This is a genomic window from Arthrobacter sp. PL16, assembly GCF_035985055.1.
Lineage (GTDB): Bacteria > Actinomycetota > Actinomycetes > Actinomycetales > Micrococcaceae > Arthrobacter_D > Arthrobacter_D cheniae.
On record NZ_JAXCIC010000003.1, the window covers coordinates 412,387 to 429,511 of the forward strand.

At 62.8% G+C, this 17,125-nt stretch carries 18 protein-coding genes and 3 pseudogenes; 5 read left to right on the top strand and 16 right to left on the bottom strand.

Features of this window, described 5'->3' with window-relative positions:
- Positions 1 to 1,127 precede the first annotated feature (1,127 nt).
- Both RCH21_RS09155 and RCH21_RS17160 read left to right on the top strand, forming a co-directional pair.
- Positions 1,128 to 1,499 (top strand): VOC family protein, encoded by a 372-nt coding sequence (locus tag RCH21_RS09155; RefSeq protein ID WP_326964091.1) that lies wholly within the window; start codon positions 1,128 to 1,130, stop codon positions 1,497 to 1,499.
- A gap of 108 nt (positions 1,500 to 1,607) precedes the next feature.
- Positions 1,608 to 1,756: pseudogene (locus RCH21_RS17160) on the top strand (ISL3 family transposase); the annotation flags it as partial.
- A 73-nt stretch (positions 1,757 to 1,829) separates the two neighbouring features.
- Here RCH21_RS17160 and RCH21_RS09160 read toward each other — a convergent pair.
- Positions 1,830 to 4,178 (bottom strand): multicopper oxidase domain-containing protein, encoded by a 2,349-nt coding sequence (locus RCH21_RS09160; protein WP_326964092.1) that lies wholly within the window; start codon positions 4,176 to 4,178, stop codon positions 1,830 to 1,832.
- Positions 4,175 to 4,852, bottom strand: a complete 678-nt coding sequence (locus tag RCH21_RS09165) for a hypothetical protein (protein WP_326964093.1) — start codon at positions 4,850 to 4,852, stop codon at positions 4,175 to 4,177. The genes RCH21_RS09160 and RCH21_RS09165 overlap by 4 nt, the downstream gene beginning before the upstream one ends.
- A gap of 75 nt (positions 4,853 to 4,927) precedes the next feature.
- Here RCH21_RS09165 and RCH21_RS09170 point away from each other — a divergent pair.
- Positions 4,928 to 5,302: pseudogene (locus RCH21_RS09170) on the top strand (SOS response-associated peptidase family protein); the annotation flags it as partial.
- A 336-nt stretch (positions 5,303 to 5,638) separates the two neighbouring features.
- Complete coding sequence (locus tag RCH21_RS09175; RefSeq protein ID WP_326964094.1) at positions 5,639 to 5,980, top strand: hypothetical protein; 342 nt, start codon at positions 5,639 to 5,641, stop codon at positions 5,978 to 5,980.
- A 194-nt stretch (positions 5,981 to 6,174) separates the two neighbouring features.
- Here RCH21_RS09175 and RCH21_RS09180 read toward each other — a convergent pair whose 3' ends face one another.
- From RCH21_RS09180 to RCH21_RS09250, 14 genes and pseudogenes are all read right to left on the bottom strand, one after another.
- Positions 6,175 to 6,777 carry a sugar O-acetyltransferase gene (locus RCH21_RS09180; RefSeq protein WP_326964095.1) on the bottom strand — a complete coding sequence of 201 codons (603 nt, stop codon included), beginning with the start codon at positions 6,775 to 6,777 and terminating at the stop codon, positions 6,175 to 6,177.
- A 304-nt stretch (positions 6,778 to 7,081) separates the two neighbouring features.
- The gene (locus RCH21_RS09185; RefSeq protein WP_326964096.1) at positions 7,082 to 8,128 is read right to left on the bottom strand and encodes an NAD(P)-dependent alcohol dehydrogenase; all 1,047 of its coding nucleotides are present in this window, start codon (positions 8,126 to 8,128) and stop codon (positions 7,082 to 7,084) included.
- Positions 8,129 to 8,150: 22 nt separating this feature from the next.
- Positions 8,151 to 8,564 (bottom strand): (R)-mandelonitrile lyase, encoded by a 414-nt coding sequence (locus tag RCH21_RS09190; RefSeq protein WP_326964097.1) that lies wholly within the window; start codon positions 8,562 to 8,564, stop codon positions 8,151 to 8,153.
- Positions 8,565 to 8,634: 70 nt separating this feature from the next.
- Entirely contained in the window at positions 8,635 to 9,096 is a 462-nt protein-coding gene (locus RCH21_RS09195) for a MerR family transcriptional regulator (RefSeq protein WP_326964098.1), read from the bottom strand.
- 218 nt (positions 9,097 to 9,314) lie between these two features.
- On the bottom strand, positions 9,315 to 10,574 hold the full coding sequence (locus RCH21_RS09200) for a LamG domain-containing protein (protein WP_326964099.1): 1,260 nt from the start codon (positions 10,572 to 10,574) through the stop codon (positions 9,315 to 9,317).
- Positions 10,575 to 10,918: 344 nt separating this feature from the next.
- Positions 10,919 to 11,098 carry a hypothetical protein gene (locus tag RCH21_RS09205; protein WP_326964100.1) on the bottom strand — a complete coding sequence of 60 codons (180 nt, stop codon included), beginning with the start codon at positions 11,096 to 11,098 and terminating at the stop codon, positions 10,919 to 10,921.
- Positions 11,099 to 11,582: 484 nt separating this feature from the next.
- Positions 11,583 to 12,143, bottom strand: coding sequence for a mycothiol transferase (locus RCH21_RS09215; protein WP_326964101.1), 561 nt, complete (start codon positions 12,141 to 12,143; stop codon positions 11,583 to 11,585).
- Positions 12,144 to 12,299: 156 nt separating this feature from the next.
- The gene (locus tag RCH21_RS09220; protein WP_326964102.1) at positions 12,300 to 12,458 is read right to left on the bottom strand and encodes a hypothetical protein; all 159 of its coding nucleotides are present in this window, start codon (positions 12,456 to 12,458) and stop codon (positions 12,300 to 12,302) included.
- Positions 12,459 to 12,720: 262 nt separating this feature from the next.
- A complete protein-coding gene (locus RCH21_RS09225) occupies positions 12,721 to 13,131 on the bottom strand; it encodes an SRPBCC domain-containing protein (RefSeq protein ID WP_326964103.1) in 411 nt (136 codons plus the stop codon).
- A 556-nt stretch (positions 13,132 to 13,687) separates the two neighbouring features.
- Positions 13,688 to 13,873 (bottom strand): annotated as a pseudogene (locus RCH21_RS09230) (VOC family protein); the annotation flags it as partial.
- Positions 13,874 to 14,005: 132 nt separating this feature from the next.
- A complete protein-coding gene (locus RCH21_RS09235; RefSeq protein ID WP_326964104.1) occupies positions 14,006 to 14,377 on the bottom strand; it encodes a VOC family protein in 372 nt (123 codons plus the stop codon).
- A gap of 578 nt (positions 14,378 to 14,955) precedes the next feature.
- Positions 14,956 to 15,312, bottom strand: coding sequence for a hypothetical protein (locus RCH21_RS09240; protein WP_326964105.1), 357 nt, complete (start codon positions 15,310 to 15,312; stop codon positions 14,956 to 14,958).
- Positions 15,313 to 15,348: 36 nt separating this feature from the next.
- Entirely contained in the window at positions 15,349 to 15,576 is a 228-nt protein-coding gene (locus RCH21_RS09245; RefSeq protein ID WP_326964106.1) for an ANTAR domain-containing protein, read from the bottom strand.
- 241 nt (positions 15,577 to 15,817) lie between these two features.
- Positions 15,818 to 16,348, bottom strand: a complete 531-nt coding sequence (locus RCH21_RS09250) for a TetR/AcrR family transcriptional regulator (protein ID WP_326964162.1) — start codon at positions 16,346 to 16,348, stop codon at positions 15,818 to 15,820.
- A gap of 311 nt (positions 16,349 to 16,659) precedes the next feature.
- Here RCH21_RS09250 and RCH21_RS09255 point away from each other — a divergent pair, with 311 nt between their 5' ends.
- Positions 16,660 to 17,058, top strand: a complete 399-nt coding sequence (locus RCH21_RS09255; protein WP_326964107.1) for a DUF7793 family protein — start codon at positions 16,660 to 16,662, stop codon at positions 17,056 to 17,058.
- Positions 17,059 to 17,125 lie beyond the last annotated feature (67 nt).

Genomic DNA, 17,125 nt, shown 5'->3' on the forward strand with positions numbered 1-17,125 from the left:
GTCCTTGAGCCGGACCACTGCTGCCATCTCTAGGATTTGTCTTGGAAGCGCCAGCACGACACCCGTTGTCGTGCTGGCCGGGCGGTGATTTCCGAGGTAGGCATAGGACCAAGGCGGAAAATGCACGCACGCTGTGGTCCTTGATTGGAGCAGGGACGATGATGCTGTGAGCCGTAGTGGGTAAAGGGCGCGTTGTTCGCAACGTTCAATCGCCGATTGCGCAGCCCCGCAGGACCATCGGTGTACAGCCTGTCGGGGTGCCGGTTAGAACTGGCACAACAACGTTGTTCACGGCTGCGATCCAGACACTTCAAGGACGTTGTCCCTGAGCAGCTATAGGCGGCTCGATGGTCGAGGCAGCGTCAGGAAGGTCCAATTCCCCGGGCTTGGTGCGGTTGATTCACACGACGGAGGCTAACCTCCGTTGGGTTGGGAGAACGATAAATCGATGGATCCGGTTCTCCGCGATACTCTCGCGCCTATCCTCGTCGACGTCGCTGCTACTGGTGCGCCGATGCCCCGCGTCGAAGATGAGGCACATGGGACGAAAGTACGAGACGCGCATCGGCCAGATCATGGTCGTCCGACGAGTCCGATAAAGGAGTGGCGGTGTTCCGGGACCATAACTCGGCGGGAAGACTTGCTGATCTAGCGGACCAGATCCGAGAGTGGGTCATAGAGGAACTGTGGCGAAGCGGCAGCAGTTGGCCGCAGTGGCCACGTCACCCCACCACGCACCCTGCGCAACCGGTGGTTGGGCATGTGTCCGGGATTGGCCCCTAGATCGATCGCTGATCGCTCAAATCGGCGCATTGGGTCCTACCCTCTGAGGGAGAGTGGTGGGGCGACCAGGAGTTGCTCACCGTGGGCAAGAATCGGGCAACTGGCTAAGCCGGCATACTGCCCCGCAGAAGGTTGTCATGTGAGAGGGACGTGTAGCTGATGCAAGATGCTCCCTTTGGCGCAGCCTCAAGGGGGCCAGGCCACGCCCGCTCGCGCCACTGTGCGAGTGATGTTGCGCCTGGCCGGGCGCGGGCTACGGGTCGCGCAACCGATTGTGCCTGCGGTGTTCAGTATCATCGCTGGAGGACCTGGTGTGGTCACTAATGCTTTGGGATACTCCCAGCATGAGCACCGGAGCATTTCCCATCATCAGCGTTCAGGATCTTCGCGCCTCACGGGTTTTCTATGAACGACTTGGATTCTCTCAGACATACCAATTTCCGCCGGACGGCGAGCCGGGATTTGTGACGATGGAGCGTGAGGGCTCGAGTATTGGTCTGGGGACTGGCAGTAGCGATGAGGACCCGTTCGGCCTATGGGTCTATGTCGAGGACGTCGATTCAACCCTCGTAGATTTACAAACCTTGGGTGCGCCAGTGATCGCCGGGCCCGAAGACCAGCCCTGGGGCGAGCGAGTGGCTCGAACTCGAGACCCAAACGGGAACCTGGTAATCCTTGGTGCTCCAACTACGGGAGAAGCTGACTCTCGGCGGTGAGCGGACGGACCCTTGAAGAGTCCCGTCCCGTTTGTCGGTGACCGGCGACGGTGCGCCCGGAGACCAGTTCCCGCTCGAACTCCGCGAGGACCTCCTTGCCGGCGAACGGTCCTCATCGTCACCGGAGCCACCACGGCGAAAGTCGAGGCAAATAACACGCCATCAAGAACATCAGACGTACCGGACGCGGCTTCGTGAACAGCGCTGACTGCAGAACCCGCATCCTCTTGAGAAGCATCGTCAGAAAGGCACGCTGATCATCTCCTCAGCAGTGGAATCGACCACCAACCACGGAGAGCCCGTCAACCACCCACACCACCACCAAGAGACTCAGGCAGCGGTCACCGCCACGGTCCGCGTCGCCTGGACCCGGCCCGTGAGCCAGTGGATGAAGTCGACCGCGATCGTGTACTGCCCTGGCGCCGGCGGCCGCAGCAGGAAGTCGAACTTCTCGGCTGCGCCTGACCTGATGATGCTGGTGAGAAGCGGCTGTCCTGCCGTCGACGGGTGCACAGCCGGCCCCGTCGGACTGGGAGTCGTCCAGAACGGGCGCCCGTCGTGCCCGATGAGTTCGGCCATCTGCACTGGTCTCCCGGCTGCGTCCAGGAATCGTGTGCGCGTGGGGAAGTAGTCTACGTTCACCATGCGCACCAGCGTCGGTTGCTTGCTGCCGCCCGTCACATTGGCCTTCATGGCGGACATCGCCCACACCCGGTCGCCCTTGGGCCGCGCGGGAATCGTCCCGCCCAGGATGAAGAAGTGCTTTGCCTCGAAGCGGTTGAGGCCTGCGTCGTCACCCGACAGACCCGCCGCGTGGTTCAGTTCGTGCCACCGGGGATCGATCGAGTAGGGAGCGAGGAATGTCTCCGTCGCGATGTCGTATAGGGGGCCCTCGGAGGAGTGGCGGCGGGATCCCGCCGGCGTTGGGCGAGCGGGATCGGTCCTGGGGTCCACCACGAGTGCTCCGAACATGCCCATCTGAACGTGCAGGGGCGTGTTCACATGGCAATGGTAGAAGTAGGTCCCTGCGGAGCCCCTGTTCGGGTTGCCGGCCTCTGGGTGTTCCGGCCGCCATTGGTAGGTGTAGTCACCGTTCACTTCGAAGGAAGTGTGGCCCACGCCGTCGTTCCGTGGATCCGGTTCGATTCCGTGCCAGTGGATCGTGTGGACGTTCTTCTTCGGTTTGACTGTCGCCTGGAAGATGTCCCCCTCGGCCATCCTGACGATCGGGCCGGGCAACTGCCGACCTGACTTGTCGTTCTCGAAGCTCCACACCTCGTGTTCGGATCCGTCCGGAAATCTCAGATCCTTGCCGAAGAAGTCCAGTTCCACCGACACGTTCGGACGGAGAGGGAATTCTGTCTCGGGGCTGCCCTCGTGCGGCTGGTTCGAGGCGAAGTCCACCTGGCTCCGGAACGTGTGGTGCGCGTCGTCCTCGACGGTGCCCGGCAGACCCGGTTCGCGTACAGGACCGACGGCGAGTACCCAGTCGGCCATCAAGCCCCCTGGGTAAAGCCCTCCCGCTGCGGTCTGCGACGGCTCGGCATGGCAGTGCATGGGATATTTCCAGTCCTCGTCCCTCGCGTTCCACACTGCGTCGATCGACTCCGGCGGACGTCGGACCGGAAGCATCGCCTCTTTGCGTTCTCTCGGCTGAAGTTGGACCGTGTCTTCCCACTGCTGAAGGACCACATCGCCGGCCGGACTCACCCTGCCGTTCGATCGAGGGAAGTCGTTGCCGTTGGCCCGCACCGTCCACACGTGATTCCCGTGGTAATGCAGCTGGTGGGTGACGATGCCGGCGTTGAGCATCCGCATGAGCTGACCGGTGCGGACTGCACCCGAGGCAGGTGACGCGCTGAAATTGCGCACGTCGGTCTCCCGCGGATATCCCGACGGCAACGTGTCCTCTTCCCGGCGCTTGTTGAACTCCTCATCCGTGGTCAAGGCCAGGGCCTGGAAGCCGGAGTACCCGTTCAGCGTGAAATACCGTGGCACGGCCGGGGTGGTCAGAGGGTTGACCGTCTGCCCCTGTGACGCGATACGAGCCCAGGTCGGCTCCACGTCATGGCATATCCACAGCCACTGGCGTTCGAACTCGGGCCCGCCGGTGTTGAGCCGCCAGGCATCGGCAGGGTCGATGACCACGAGGCCTCCGTACAGACCCAAGGTCCTCTCCACGGGCTCGTTGCCTGGATCGGAGAACAGGTAGGTTCCGGGCGCTGGCGCGGGGAGTTCCACGAGTCGGGTCTGCCCCGGCTCCACCAGGCCGCTGGTGACGTCCGCGCCTGCCGGACCCGCGCCGTGGAAGCGCAACTGGTGGGGCTGGGACAGGGTGTTCTGCAGCAGGATGCTGATAGTGCTTCCCGTCTCCGCGATCAGCGTGCGCTCAGGAAAGGAGCTTGCCCAATACGAGCGCCTCGGGAGAAAGTTCCGCTGGTAGGCCGGGTCCGGACCCGAAGGAGCGGGCCTACCGGAGGGCGGTACGGGTGAGTTTAGGGGATAGGTGCGGCTCGGGACCACCGGACCCGCGGCAGTGAACACCTGCGGGCTGAGCTTCAGCGCCGGATTCGCATCGTCGATCCGTGTTGCCCTGTCGCCGAATCCCCGGTGGTAGACGAGTGACCCGTCCACCATGGGCAGGTACCCCTCATTGATGTAGATGTTCAGCGGGCTCATGAGAATGCTCCGCTCATGGTCAGGGGCGGCAGGGCGAGCCGCAGGGGTATGTCCAGTACCAGGTCCGAGAACTCGAGTTCGAGGTCCGCGAGCGAGTGGGGTGCGAGGTAGCTGATGAGGATACGCTCCCGGGCTGCAGCACCCAGGGGACCTGGCGGCCGGTCCGTGTCCTGGTGGGTGATCGTCGTTCCGGCCTGCGCGAGTTTGAGGCGCAGCTGAGCGGGACTGAACAACACCGGAGTCCGCCCTGCGTTGTGGACCTCCGCTTCAAGCACCAGCACGTCCCCCCACGTCAGATTCACGGGTTGTGGCCACGAGTGGTCCTGGGTGGGGCCGTCGTGGCCCTGGTGGAGGCCGCTGGTGATCGCCCCCGCGAAGGCGGCCACGGCCCGACGCGAGTCCGGCGTGCCCCGGCCTGCGAAGTGCGCGCGAGCTGTCAAAAGGTTGTTCGTCGCAGTATGGCCCTGCGCGTCGAGGCGGGCGAAGCGGCTGCCGCGAATGATCGAGACTTCTCCGAAGGTGGTACGCACGCTGGTTCTGGTGGCGCTGCCACTGTGCGCGACGACGCCGTAGGTGCCGCCGGCTATGAGGAGGACAACTCCTCCACTGGCCGCCATGCCGAATTGGCGGCGGTTCAATTGCTTGCTGAAGAACGTAGGGGCAGGACGAGGCATGGCGACTCCAATGGCGTGTCGGGGTGCAGCTATCGTGGGCGACGCAGCCTATGAAAACCTTGCGCCCGCAGCGAGACCGTGACGGAGAAGCCGTCGTTTCGTACCGCGGCCGCCAAGCGGTGGGCCCTGGTGCCGGCCAAGGGCTACTACGAGTGGCAGAAGAACGAGGACGGGACGAGGACCCCGCACTACCTCCACGCAGAGGACGAGGACCAGCTGCTGGGCTTCGCCGGCCTGTACGAGTTCTGGCCCGATCCCACCAAGGCAGAGGACGCCGACGACACGTGGTTGGTCGCAGCGACGATCCTCACCCGGGCCGCACACGACGCGCTCGGGCACATTCATGACCGGGTGCCGGTCATGAATCCCGGGGGAGTTGCAGGATCAGTGGCTGGATCCGACCATGATGGAGCGGGACCAGGTGCAGCATTTCATCGACACCATCCCTGAACCCAACCTTGTTCCACGCGTGGTCGGGAAAGAGGCCGGATCAGTGCGGAACAACGGGCCGCAGCTTGTACGAGAGGTCGTTTGATGGGGTTGACAGACCGCCCAGAAGCCATGTCGCTCGCTCACCAAGGCATGACTGGCGCAGCATGGAGGGCGCTTGACGCTGCCCGCAGGAAGCGTCTGCTGTCCTGTGCGATTGCCGCGACTGAGGCTATCAACTGGGCCTGTTCGCTAGATGAACAGCTGAATGCAGAAGATCCTGCGTATAGGGATCGCCGCGACTCTCATAGCGACGGGTGTTCCTTGCCCGGCCTCAGGTATGCGAGGGATCGCGTGATGCATCAGGTGATCGTCACAGCTGCGGAGGACAATCGAAGCTTCTTTGACCCGGGCCCTGGGGGAGTTGCTCACATCGCGTCTTCGTACCCAGTCTGGGCACGGACAACATCGCTACCCGAGCCAACAGGGAGACACAAACACGAAGATCGGAAGGACGCCTATGAAGCGCACATTGCCGAGCGTGGTGTTTGGAAACCCTTGTTTGCAGCCCTGCGCTTCCTTACCGAGGAGCTAGACGGCAAAGTCGAGCTGTCACCGATCGAGCAACCGGATTGGTATGAAGTGTTGTCATCCGAGGAGAGCGTGGCCATCAGTGATGGCCCCATGAAGCGGAAATAACTTGTGACGACAGGGAGCGTTACGTATGGGTACGCCCTGCTCAACGGCGGACGCATGCAAGAGAATGGTGCGCTGGGCACTCGTCGTCGACTCTTTTGCCCACCGATGAAGCCACAGCACCAGTAGCTTCCAGTGCACTTCCCTTTGGTCGGCGCTGAAGTACCGGGACCGGGCAGGAGTTGTACGATCGCAACTCAGTCGTCGAGGCGGCGGTTCTGCCAGTAGAACTCGCTGTCGTGGTCGCTGATTTGTCGAAGGACTCGGCAGGGAACGCCGACGGCGACTACCCCTGAGGGGAGGTCACGGGTTACGACGCTTCCGGCACCGATGACCGTGTCATCGCCGATGGTGAGGCCGGGCATGATCTGTGCGCCTCCTCCGATCCATACGTTGGATCCAATGTGCACGGGCAGGTTGTACTGCAAACCTCGGGCGCGCAACTCAGGCAAGATTGGATGGCCGGCTGTCGCGACAACGACGTTGGGCCCGAACATCGTATTGCTGCCTATGTAGATGTCTCCGTCATCGACGAGGGTGAGGTTGAAGTTCGCGTACACACTGTCGCCGACGAACACGTGACGGCCACCCCAGTTCGCGTGCAGCGGAGGCTCGAAATAGCAGGTCTTGCCAAGGGCCCCGAACATCAGGGGCAGCAAGCGTGCTCGTTCGTCCTGCTGTGACGGGCGGGTGGAGTTGTAGTCGTACAAGAGCTCCAGCGCTTGGGCCTGCTCCGCCAGAATGCGAGCCTCATTGGGGTCGTAGACCCGGCCGGTGAGCATCCGTTCGTGGTTGTCCATCGTGTTGTCCTTAGGTGAAAGAGGGAGCCGACGAACCGGTTTCAGTAGCCGTTGTACTCGTCCTCGGTGATGTGCCCACCCCAGGTGGTGGTCGTGGCAGGTTCTTCGTCGCTATCTTGTGCTCGTTAGTCTTGTGCGGCGAAACCGTGGGTGTGTGCAGCGGGACTCTTGGTTCCTGCTGTGCACCTGGGGCGGGACAAGCAGCGGACCCTGGGGAGCCGGGCCGGAGCGTCCCTACCACCACGCTCCAGTCAAAATTCGGCGCGGTGGTAGGGGTTACGCCATGTTCCGGTCCGGGTATTGGCTAGGCGAAGGTGGAGGCGTCGATGACGAAGCGGTATCGGACGTCCGAGGCGAGGACCCGCTCGTAGGCGTCGTTGATCTTCTCGGCAGGGATGACCTCGATCTCGGCACCGATGCCATTCTGGGCGCAGAAGTCGAGCATTTCCTGTGTTTCGGCGATGCCGCCGATCATGGAGCCGGCGAATGAGCGGCGACCGCCGATGAGCGCCATCGCGTTCACCGGCAGTGGCTCGGCGGGCGCGCCGACGTTGACCAGGGCGCCGTCGACCGTCAGGAGTCCAAGGAAGGCGCTGATGTCGATCCGGGCGCTGACGGTGTTGATGATGAGGTCGAATGAACTGGCCAGGTCGGTGAACGTGGTTTCGTCGCTGGTGGCGTAGTAGTGGTCCGCGCCCAGGCGGAGGCCGTCTTCCTGCTTCTTGAGGGATTGTGAGAGGACGGTGACTTCGGCGCCCATGGCGTGCGCGATCTTGACGGCCATGTGACCGAGGCCGCCGAGGCCGATCACGGCGATCTTCTTGCCGGGGCCGGCGCCCCAGCGGTGCAGGGGTGAGTAGGTGGTGATGCCGGCGCAGAGCAGGGGGGCGGCGACGTCGAGCTCGACGCCCTCGGGGATCCCCAGCACGAAGTCCTCGGTGACGACGACGTGGGTGGAGTAGCCGCCCTGCGTGACGGTACCGTCCCGGTCGGTGGCGCCGTAGGTGCCCACCATCCCGTTGACGCAGTACTGCTCGTCGCCCACCCTGCAGTTCTTGCACTCCCCGCAGGAGTTCACCATGCAGCCGACGCCGACCCGATCACCGACGGCGTGCCGGGTCACCTCGGAACCGACCTCCGCGACGATGCCCGCGATCTCATGTCCGGGTACCAGGGGGTAGGGCTGCGGCCCCCAGTCCCCGCGCACGGTGTGGATGTCGGAGTGGCAGATTCCGGCGTACTTGATCTCGATCAGGACGTCATGGGGACCGACGTCGCGGCGTTCGATGGTCGTGGGGGCGAGGTCCCTGTCGGCGGAGGGTGAGGCGTAGGCGTGAATGGTGGTGGTCATGGGTTTCTCCTTCTAGGGGTGGTCAGTTGCTGGTTGCGGCCAGCCGGCCATAGTCCTGGTCGGTGACGTGCTCGCCCCACGTCACGACCTGGCCCTGGCCGTCCGCTTCCTGGATGGCCATGTGGGCCATGAAGCGGTCGGTGGTGGCACCGTGCCAGTGCTCTTCGTAAGGTTCGATGTAGACCACGTCGCCCGGGCGGATTTCCTGCACGGCTCCGCCGCGGCGGGCGACGTAGCCGATGCCGTCGGTGACATAGAGGGTCTGGCCCTTGGGGTGTGTGTGCCAGGCGGTGCGGGCGCCCGGGCTGAACCGCACGTGGGCGCAGCCGACCGCCGACTGCTCGTCGGGGTTGCGTACGCCATCGATGTGGACGGTGCCCGAGAACCAGGCCTCCGGTCCCACCGCACTCTGGCCGCCGTTCGGGGTGTACTTCATTGGCGGTGCCTTCCTTCCTGAGGGCGCGCCCGACGGGCGGACCGTTGGCTCCGCCCGGGGCGCATTGTGCCTATTGCTTCTTGGTCTTCTTGAGGTCGTCGGCTAGGGAGCGTGCTTCGTCCGACAGCTGTGCGGCCCTGGACTCGTCCCCGTCCTGGATGGCCTGCCAGTAGTCGATCTTCAGTGCGACGTAGCGTTTGCGCAGGGCGATGGATTTCGCTTCGACGGCCAGCTGTTCCTGCTGGGCCTTCAAAAGCTCGATCTGCTCCGGGGCAGCAGCCGCCCCAAGCGCTCCGTTCCCGATGTAGCGGCGCATGTCACTCACGGACATTCCCGTTGCGCTCAGGCAGGAGACCCAGGTCAACAGATCCAGATCCTCTGGCGTGTAGACCCGGTGCTTGCTGCTCGCACCGCGGGAGATCGGAGTGATCACACCGATCGACTCGTAATAGCGCAACGTGCTCGCCGGCAATCCCGTCAGGGCCGCCGCTTCCTTGATGGTGTAGGTCTTTCGGACGGTCGGTGCGCTCACACCATCAACGATAGGAACTTCAAGTACTTGAAGACAAGCCGCCCTCGGCAGCGAGGAAACTTGCACGACGTGACAGTCCGCGCCCAGCACTGCCGGTCTCGCCGAAGGATCCCTTGATCGGACGGACTGCACGCATCGGCGGAGAATTGACGTGACAGGGGTAGGTGTCCCCGGTAGGACGGCGCGGGGCAGAAAGGGGTGGAGGGCTGAGGGAAGAGTCAGGACGCAAAGTCGAAAGAGTTCACGACTGCGTCAGCGCCGGCTTCCTCGAGGTAGTTGGTGAGGCTGTGCTGCTCGAGCAGGGCGGTCACCTCGATCGCGACATTTCCTCCATCCCAGTCAAGGAGGAACAGACGCATCTCCAGGGGCGCTCCGATGACGTGATGGAGATCAGAGACCCCGCCGCCGATAAGGATGGGAACAGCATTGAGAGCACCGGGCGGACAGGGGGTCCTCCACTCACTATCGAGTGTCAGGTCGAGCACTACACCGGGTAAGCCGCCCACCGTCACGGGGACGTCCCGCATAACCTGGAGGCCCGGTACCGTGCGGTACCAGGTTGCGAGTTCTGCGGCGCTCGTACCGATTCCGGGTTGGGGTTTCTCACCGCAGGGCGCCGGTGCACGGACATTTTGGTACACGCCGATGTAGCTGCCGCCCCAGGTGCCCTCCTCCGGATCGTCGATCCTGCTCAGCAGCATATTGCCCGGCAGGTCCTCGCGATTGGTCCAGCCCTCGGGCACCGTGTACGTGAGGGCTGGCTCGAAGGACGTCGTCTCGTAGGTACCCGCAGCAAGGGTGCCCAGGCAGATACCCCCGCCCGGCTCAGGACAGACGAATGGGGCGGACTTTTCCGGCTCATCCAGGGACGCGCCCTCGGGGGTCGCGGCCTGAGCGGCAGCGGCCACCTCGTTCTCGCTAAGGGCCCGTGGCCAGGTACGCACGTCCGTGATGGTGCCGCCGAAAAAGTTGGACGGTTGTCGCCGTGTCTGGCCGCGACCGATCAGGAGTGAACCGTCCGCCGCGTACACACTGTCCGTGGCGGTGCCCTGGTCGCTCACCGGGTAACCGTTGAGGAAGAATCGGGCCCGACCGCCATCGGCGTCGTAGACCCCTGCGAGGTGAACCCATGCGTCCGGTTCCACCTCCACCTGTGTTGCTCGATCCCTGTTGGTCACGAAGTCGCCACCATTGCCGTCTTCGGGCTTGACCGAGAACGACCAGAACCCTTCGGCGACACCCAGAAAGAACGCTCCGGCTACGTCCCCTGCCTGAGTGAGGACACTGGTGTATTCCGCTGGCTGCCCCGTTGGACGGGCCCAGGCGCTGACGGTGAAACTAGAATCCGTCACGATGGGGCCCGGTGCGGAGGTGCTGGCATAGTTTGTGCCGCTGAGCTGCAAGCCCTCGTCCGTCCATCGGGCTCCGTCCTCGGCAGACAGTGCTACATCACCGGCCGAGGCGTCGGGACCTGTCAAGGACCAGACATTCGCAGCACCTAGATCCTCATCAGGGGTGCAAGCGCTGAGCGTTGCTGTCAGGATGCCGGTGAGGATTACCGCGATGGTTTGCGATCGGCGGCTACCAGACGCTCGCGAGGCCGGGCTGATCCCCGGGTCGGCGGTGATTTCCCTGCTGCCCATGATGGTCTCTTGTCATCGTGAAGATTAGGATTCCGGGGGGACCACTACCAGTGCCATCGTGAAGGACTGGTCGCTGGCTCAGAGGATACGCCTGAGGCAAAGCCAAAGAAAGTTCAACGCAGGTTCTCTGTCCTCCATCGCAACGGACGGTTTAGGTGGTCGGACAGCGCCGACTGCAGCTACGCGCGGTGCCGCCGCTTTCGAGCCCGCGAAATGAAGAACCAACTGGCACCAATGACGATCAGCGAAAGCGGGATCGCGCCGGGTTCACTCTCTGCACGGATCTGCGCGATCATGAGCGCAAAGCCGAGCACGACAATAAGTGCTGGTACTAATGTCTTCATCTTCCAATCTTTCATGACTTCGGATTTCCTCTGCATCGCCCGTGGTGTCGATTCTCGGCGGGACCGTCCGATAAACGGTGTGTAGGTGTGGCAATTTTCATCAGTGAGTGGTTCTTCCGAACCGGCCTGTGAAGAGGAAAACGAGCGCGTTCAGGGCCGGCTTCCACCTGATCACCCAGCCGGCTCTGCCGCCGCCGGTGAGGTCAAGGGACTGGGTGACGAGGTAGGGGCATTGAAGCCTATTGTGGTCGGTCAGCCTGACGGGCGGTGCCTGAGACGTCGACTTCAGCCGGCAGGGACCCTGCTGACCACTTCGCGACACCGGCCGGATACGCCGAACACTACCCGGCGAAGTTCCCGCTGAGAAAGCCTCGAACACCGTTGAGCTCGGATCGGGCCCACTGTTGGGATTCAGAGCCAGTTTCCGCCTCGAGCAACAGGCACTTGCGCAGAAGTCCGGCGAGGGGCTCGGACTCGTGAAGAACCGCAGTTGGTTTTCTTACTGCCCGACTCTGCCGTCGATGCATTCTCGTAGTAGGTCGGCGTGCCCGCAGTGGCGGGCGTACTCTTCGACCCTGTGCACCATGAGCTCGCGAATCGCGATACCGTCTCGCCCGACGCGTTGCCCTAGGTCTGAATGGAGGGCTAGAGCGGCGTCAGTCAGTTCCTGTTCACGAGCGAGATCAGTGCGCGCCTCATCGACCACCGCTTCATCCGCCGTCGCGCCGTCGAAGTCCGCGTCACGTCTGCCGTAAAGCGTTGGAAACGGGGCATCCGTACTGAGCCAGTTTCGCCAGTCTCGTTCCACCTCGGCCAGATGTCGTATCAAGCCGAGTAACGACATCGTAGATGGCGGTACCGAGCGGCGCGCCAACTGATCCGGCGTGAGGGTCTCGCACTTCATGAGGATCGTCAGACGGTGATCGGTGAGGTACTGCTTCAGCGTGGGTAGTTCCCCGTCCGGGCTCACCCCCTCGCTGTTGCGGGGGTCGCGGTCAGGGTCAGCCCACATGTCGGGATAGACGGTGGCCTCGGTCCACCGTGCGGGTCTGTCGCCCATAATCTGGCATTCTTTCCTCGGCGCCTGTGTAGGGAGATCGCAATTTGTCCGGCAGCTGATCCTCACTACTTCTATGATCACGTTGATTCTTGCAGCAGCCTCTCGACCGCGGTGGTGCGGGGGCCGTCCGTGTCGATGATGCTTACGTCGGCGCCCTCAACGGTGGTGATGATGTCCGGGCGATTTCTCGAGCCCGTCGATAGCGTCGTCGGCGGTCTGCTCGGGGAGGAGGTACCCGTTGCTGCGGCCGAAGATCGCCAGGAGTTCGCGAGGAGGTGAGGAATCGGGCGATGGATCGGAGGGAGTGGTGTTCACGGTAAGCCTTCAGCTATCCAGCGCAGGGGTGTCACCCCTGCTGGTAGGAGACTGTCGGCTCAACCGCGGTAGACCTCGCTCGCGCAGCATCTACCGCGTACTGTACTGCTGCACCCCCAGCGCCGGCTTGAAGAGCTTGTTCACCAACGAAGCCCTCAGGGTGCGTGATGCTGTCGGCTGCTGTCAGCCCACCCAGTGATCACGCCCCGGGCCCGTGCGTCAATCTCTCACTCAGGTCGGGATCTCGGCCCGTGATCATCATTCATTCTCGTTCGGCGATTGTCTTCACGCTCATCACGAGGGCGTCCCACATGCCCTCCGCGTGTTGGGCTTCCTCGACGCTTGCATTGTTGTCCTGCGAAAGGGTCAGCTGCGTCGTGCCGGTTGCGCTTTCCAGAGTCCATGCGAGCGTGTGGTAGTTCTCAGGCTCATCCTTCCGGCCGCTCAGCGGACTGAAATGGGTTTCTACCAGCCGCCGTCCGGGGTCACACTCGAGAACGATGCCCCTGTCCTCATACGCTGCGCCTTTCCACACGCCGTGCCAGGAGATCGGGCCGCCGATTTCCCACTCGGTAGCGACGTCCGTGCCGAACATGAATTCCTTGATCGCATCACGATCGGTCAGTACCGTCCACACGCGGCTTGTCGGTGCCTCGATCGAGATCGTCGACATGGCGACATATCCTGCACGCATCTGTCTTCCCTCTCCTCTGGTGGTCAACTGGCGATCGCACCACTCACCATGAGGCTACGCCGCCCAAAAACCGCCCCCAGGCTTAACCCCTTACCCCCTGCCAAACGTCGTGCGTTTCTTCTCAGCGAAGGATCCTTTGACTGGACGCACGAGGTGGTCGAGGGATGGACCAGCGAAGTTCAGCATCAGCGGGGAATTCGGCGGCCAGGATAGGAGAAACAGGCCTTTGAAGAGTGTGGGGAACACGGAGGTGGCAGCGGCCAAGGAACATGGGCGGAAAGCCGGCCGGCGGGAAGTCACCGCCGATGATGCGAAGGTCTGACGTGCTCGGGACCTGAAAGCACAAGGACTCGCACCAGCAGATTTTGGGAAGATCAATGGTGCCAGTCGGGCGACGGTGTACCGCTCCCTGAATATCGGTGTGGTCGGCTCCAGACCTCGACATGCATCCGCGGTGTCTCATCCCGGTGCTCTGCATCGCAGAGTCCCTACGGAATTGCTCCTAGGACGTTGTGCGGCCGAGCGTGTACGTCTTTCACGCGTGAGCTTCGTATCCGATGAGCCAGTGAAGACCGTGACGATCGATGACCTGACCGTCGGAAGCGCCCCATGGTTTGGGAGCGAGAGGATCGATCACCGCTCCGCCGGCTGAGAGCTTGTCGAACCACTCATGGGGGACCGCGGGTTCAGCGGTTCCCAGCAGCGAGAGCTTGAGGCCTTCTACATCTAGCCGCGCCATCGAAGGGGATGCGCAGCGAATGCGTCCGTCCGCCAGGCGCGTTGAATCAGTTCACCGACCGGCTGTCGACACGGTTCAGCGGGTACAAGTCCCCGCTGAACCGTGTCCTTGGTATCAGGGCGTGGCCAGGACGCTTAGGACATTGCCTGATGGGTCGGTGAACCAGGCAATGAGCGGCCCACCGTGCCGGTTCACGCCCTTACTGTCTGTCATTCCGTCGTAGTGGAGGAACTCCACGCCCTTCGCTTTGAGTTCATCGACCGCGGTGTCAACATCGGCCACCGGGAAGTTCAAGACCGTGAACGATGCCGGTTCATGTGTGGCGCCCTTGGCATAGAGGAGGACGCGGTGATCGGCGCCCACATTGATCCATAGCATTCCGTGCTCTTCCGTGACAGGCAGCCCCAGTACGCCCTCGTAGAACGCCTTCGCTTCCGGGATCTGCCGCACGGAGAAACCGCTGAATGCCTTCGCTGCATCAATCATGCGCCCAGTGTTCCACTGCAATTCAACCGCTGCCAGCCCCACAGGCAGATCGCTCACCTTAAGTGGGGTGCCCGGTGCACGGTGTACGCGGGCCGATGCATTCCATCCACAGTGGTTGTCTCGAACCGCCCGGCGAAGGGTGATTGGCAGCGGGTTGTCCACGCGCTACTGGACCTTCGGAGGTGCAGGGTAAGGGGTCGGTGGTGGGTTACTACGAGGGTCGAACTCTTCACGGCCTACTTCTTCGCCGAGCAACAAGGCACCAGTTGTCACCGTGCTTTGTTACCAGCGAAGGCTTGCGGTGTCCGACGCGAAAGGAAAGCCCCTCGTGAGGGGCTTTCCAGGGATTGGGACAATTTGTTCTCGGTATTGGTCGGTGGTGATGCGCTCCTCCTCCCAGGGCCCGGTCGCCCCTCGACAATTCGATGGGAAAAAGGCTAATTGCTGCTGCCAACCGGGTGCAACCACCAGTAAGAGGTTGCATCCCGGCAGGTAATCCGTTTCACTTGCCTCCTTCTCCAGGAGGTGAAAGCCCACCGGTAGGACGGGATCGTAAGAAGCGTTGCCTACGCCCACACTTACGGAGCCGTCATGTGTCCTGACCCCGGGGTGTGATGTGCTGATTTGGCTTCGAGGAACTCGCACAACGCCGCCGCCCGGGTGAGTTCCTTCGCGAGGTTCCGGAGTTTGGCTGCGCTCATGGTGAGGTCCCGTTCACGCGGCCCGAAGTTAACTTCCCAGTTCGGGTCACCCGGTCCGGCCGGGTAAAGGTAGACGTCCGAAGGCAAATCGGTCATCCGCATCACCACCAGCCCGGTGTCAGCTCCTGCTCCGCCGTCGTGACGGAGGACTTCAATACCACTGGGTGAGTCATCTCTGGTCGCGATGAACTCGCGGACCCACTGCTGGAGGAGCTTCTTGCTGCGGTAAGGCACGACATAAACTCCTTCACCTGTTTTTGAGTACTGATTCTATGGTGCAGGGAGATAAGTGAGGTCAGGTAAGGGTTTGGGTGGTAGTCCTTCGCAGCTTCCGGTGATCCCTTGGCGCAGGGTCTGGCCTACCGATTCGATGATGCTGGCGGCGGGGTCCCGGAGTTTGATGGTGCGGGTGCTGGCAGCCCGGGCGAGGATCGCGAAAGCTTGTTCCTGGCTGAACTGGTTCTGGGTCATGATGACGCCGACCGCCGTACGGTCCAACGGCCCTTGGATACACGGCTGCTCGCATTACACATGTCACGGTCATGAGGCAAGGCCCGGGAAGGACTGGGAAAGACCGGTTGTCGGGGTGGTTGTGCTGGACCTCTGCTGCCCAGAGCCGAGGACACTAGGCCAACACGCGCCGCGCGCCGCAGGAGGTATTCCGGTGCGGAATCGACTCGAGGGCTCCTAGCAACACACTGGGCTGATGTTCGGCAGCTACACCCGGGTTCAGCGCGGTTCAGCTAATCGTTTGGTCATCAGCAGGTGTGTGAAGGCCAATGAGGTGCTCGCCCAGTCTTTTGATTCTTGAACTGCTGCCCGGGTCGATGCCGACACCGGAAACGACGGCGCCCTGCATGAGTACCAGCCAACAGTAGGAGAAGTCCTCCGGGTTCGTCAGTCCCATTGCCGCGGCGGCTTTTTCCACGCTGGAGCGGATGTCGTCCAGGTAGAGGAGAGCGGCAGCTCCGATGGCATGGCGCGGTCCGGTCTCCAACAGGGCGCGGGTGTAGGGGCAGCCTGCGAAGTCCGGCGCGTGGAACCACTCGTCGAAGATGTCGAAGATCGCCAGCAATTGTCCCCGGGGAGTGTCGGAGCGGCGCTCGCACTCAGCGGCGAGGTAGCCGACGGTGAAGAGCTGCTGGCGGCGTTCGAAGAACGCCATGACGAGATCGTCCTTGGACGGGAAGTGGTGATAGAAGGTTGCTTTGGCGACGCCGGCCGTAGCGATGATCTCGTTCACGCCGACGGCGCGGACGCCCTGCTGCAGGAAGAGGTCTTAGGACGTCGCCAGGATCCGCTCCCTGGCAGTCGTCGATGCTTGTGTTACCGCTGTCATCAGGAGCGTCCTTCGATACTTGGCCGGTTCCTCAATAGTAGAGTAGACGGCCAAGTAGACAGACTGGTCTGTCCTTCCGATATGCTGGGGCATCCCGCTGTTCCCCCCAAACAGTCGGGGTTGGAGAGGCATAACACCCGATCCGCGCGGTGCCGGTGGTGCAGAGATGCGGCGCCGGCACCGGCGCCTTCCTGAACGGGATGCAAGAGCTCGATTCCGAACTGGTAAGTGAGGAGCGGTCAATGGCGGCATCACCGATCACCGCTGGGAAGTTTCGGCTCGAGCGCGCCGAGGAGGGTGTGCTGACGCTGCGATGGGCGGAATCCTCCCACGTAACCGTCGAGGACGTCTGGGCGCTTGTGGACTCCATGCAACCACTGAGCGCTCGTGATTGCTCCCTGATGCTGGTCGATCTCAACAGCATGGTCACCCTGACCCGGCAGGCTTTTAACCTGCTCGCCGGGCTGAGGGACGTACCGATAGTCGCAGCAGTTGGCCGTTCCCCTGTGGAGAAGGTGCTCATCACGCACTTCCAGGCAGTTCATAGACCCTCCTACCTCATCGAGTATTTCGAGGACCGGGACGAGGCCCTTGCCTGGTTGCACCAACAACCAATAGCGCACCTGGCACTGCGAGCATGAAGACGCTGCTGCCGAACGCACCAAGAACAGGAGATCCTACTTCTGACCGGCACCCGGAAGCAGAGGG

What these genes read in the sequence shown, in the direction of transcription:
- RCH21_RS09235 (WP_326964104.1), bottom strand. Translation starts at nt 14,377, where the DNA reads ATGATTGATGCAGCGAAGGCATTCAGCGGTTTCTCCGTGCGGCAGATC.
- RCH21_RS09180 (WP_326964095.1), bottom strand. Translation starts at nt 6,777, where the DNA reads ATGGACAACCACGAACGGATGCTCACCGGCCGGGTCTACGACCCCAAT.
- RCH21_RS09225 (WP_326964103.1), bottom strand. Translation starts at nt 13,131, where the DNA reads ATGTCGACGATCTCGATCGAGGCACCGACAAGCCGCGTGTGGACGGTA.
- RCH21_RS09160 (WP_326964092.1), bottom strand. Translation starts at nt 4,178, where the DNA reads ATGAGCCCGCTGAACATCTACATCAATGAGGGGTACCTGCCCATGGTG.
- RCH21_RS09165 (WP_326964093.1), bottom strand. Translation starts at nt 4,852, where the DNA reads ATGCCTCGTCCTGCCCCTACGTTCTTCAGCAAGCAATTGAACCGCCGC.
- RCH21_RS09205 (WP_326964100.1), bottom strand. Translation starts at nt 11,098, where the DNA reads ATGAAAGATTGGAAGATGAAGACATTAGTACCAGCACTTATTGTCGTG.
- RCH21_RS09175 (WP_326964094.1), top strand. Translation starts at nt 5,639, where the DNA reads ATGCATCAGGTGATCGTCACAGCTGCGGAGGACAATCGAAGCTTCTTT.
- RCH21_RS09255 (WP_326964107.1), top strand. Translation starts at nt 16,660, where the DNA reads ATGGCGGCATCACCGATCACCGCTGGGAAGTTTCGGCTCGAGCGCGCC.
- RCH21_RS09190 (WP_326964097.1), bottom strand. Translation starts at nt 8,564, where the DNA reads ATGAAGTACACCCCGAACGGCGGCCAGAGTGCGGTGGGACCGGAGGCC.
- RCH21_RS09215 (WP_326964101.1), bottom strand. Translation starts at nt 12,143, where the DNA reads ATGGGCGACAGACCCGCACGGTGGACCGAGGCCACCGTCTATCCCGAC.
- RCH21_RS09155 (WP_326964091.1), top strand. Translation starts at nt 1,128, where the DNA reads ATGAGCACCGGAGCATTTCCCATCATCAGCGTTCAGGATCTTCGCGCC.
- RCH21_RS09185 (WP_326964096.1), bottom strand. Translation starts at nt 8,128, where the DNA reads ATGACCACCACCATTCACGCCTACGCCTCACCCTCCGCCGACAGGGAC.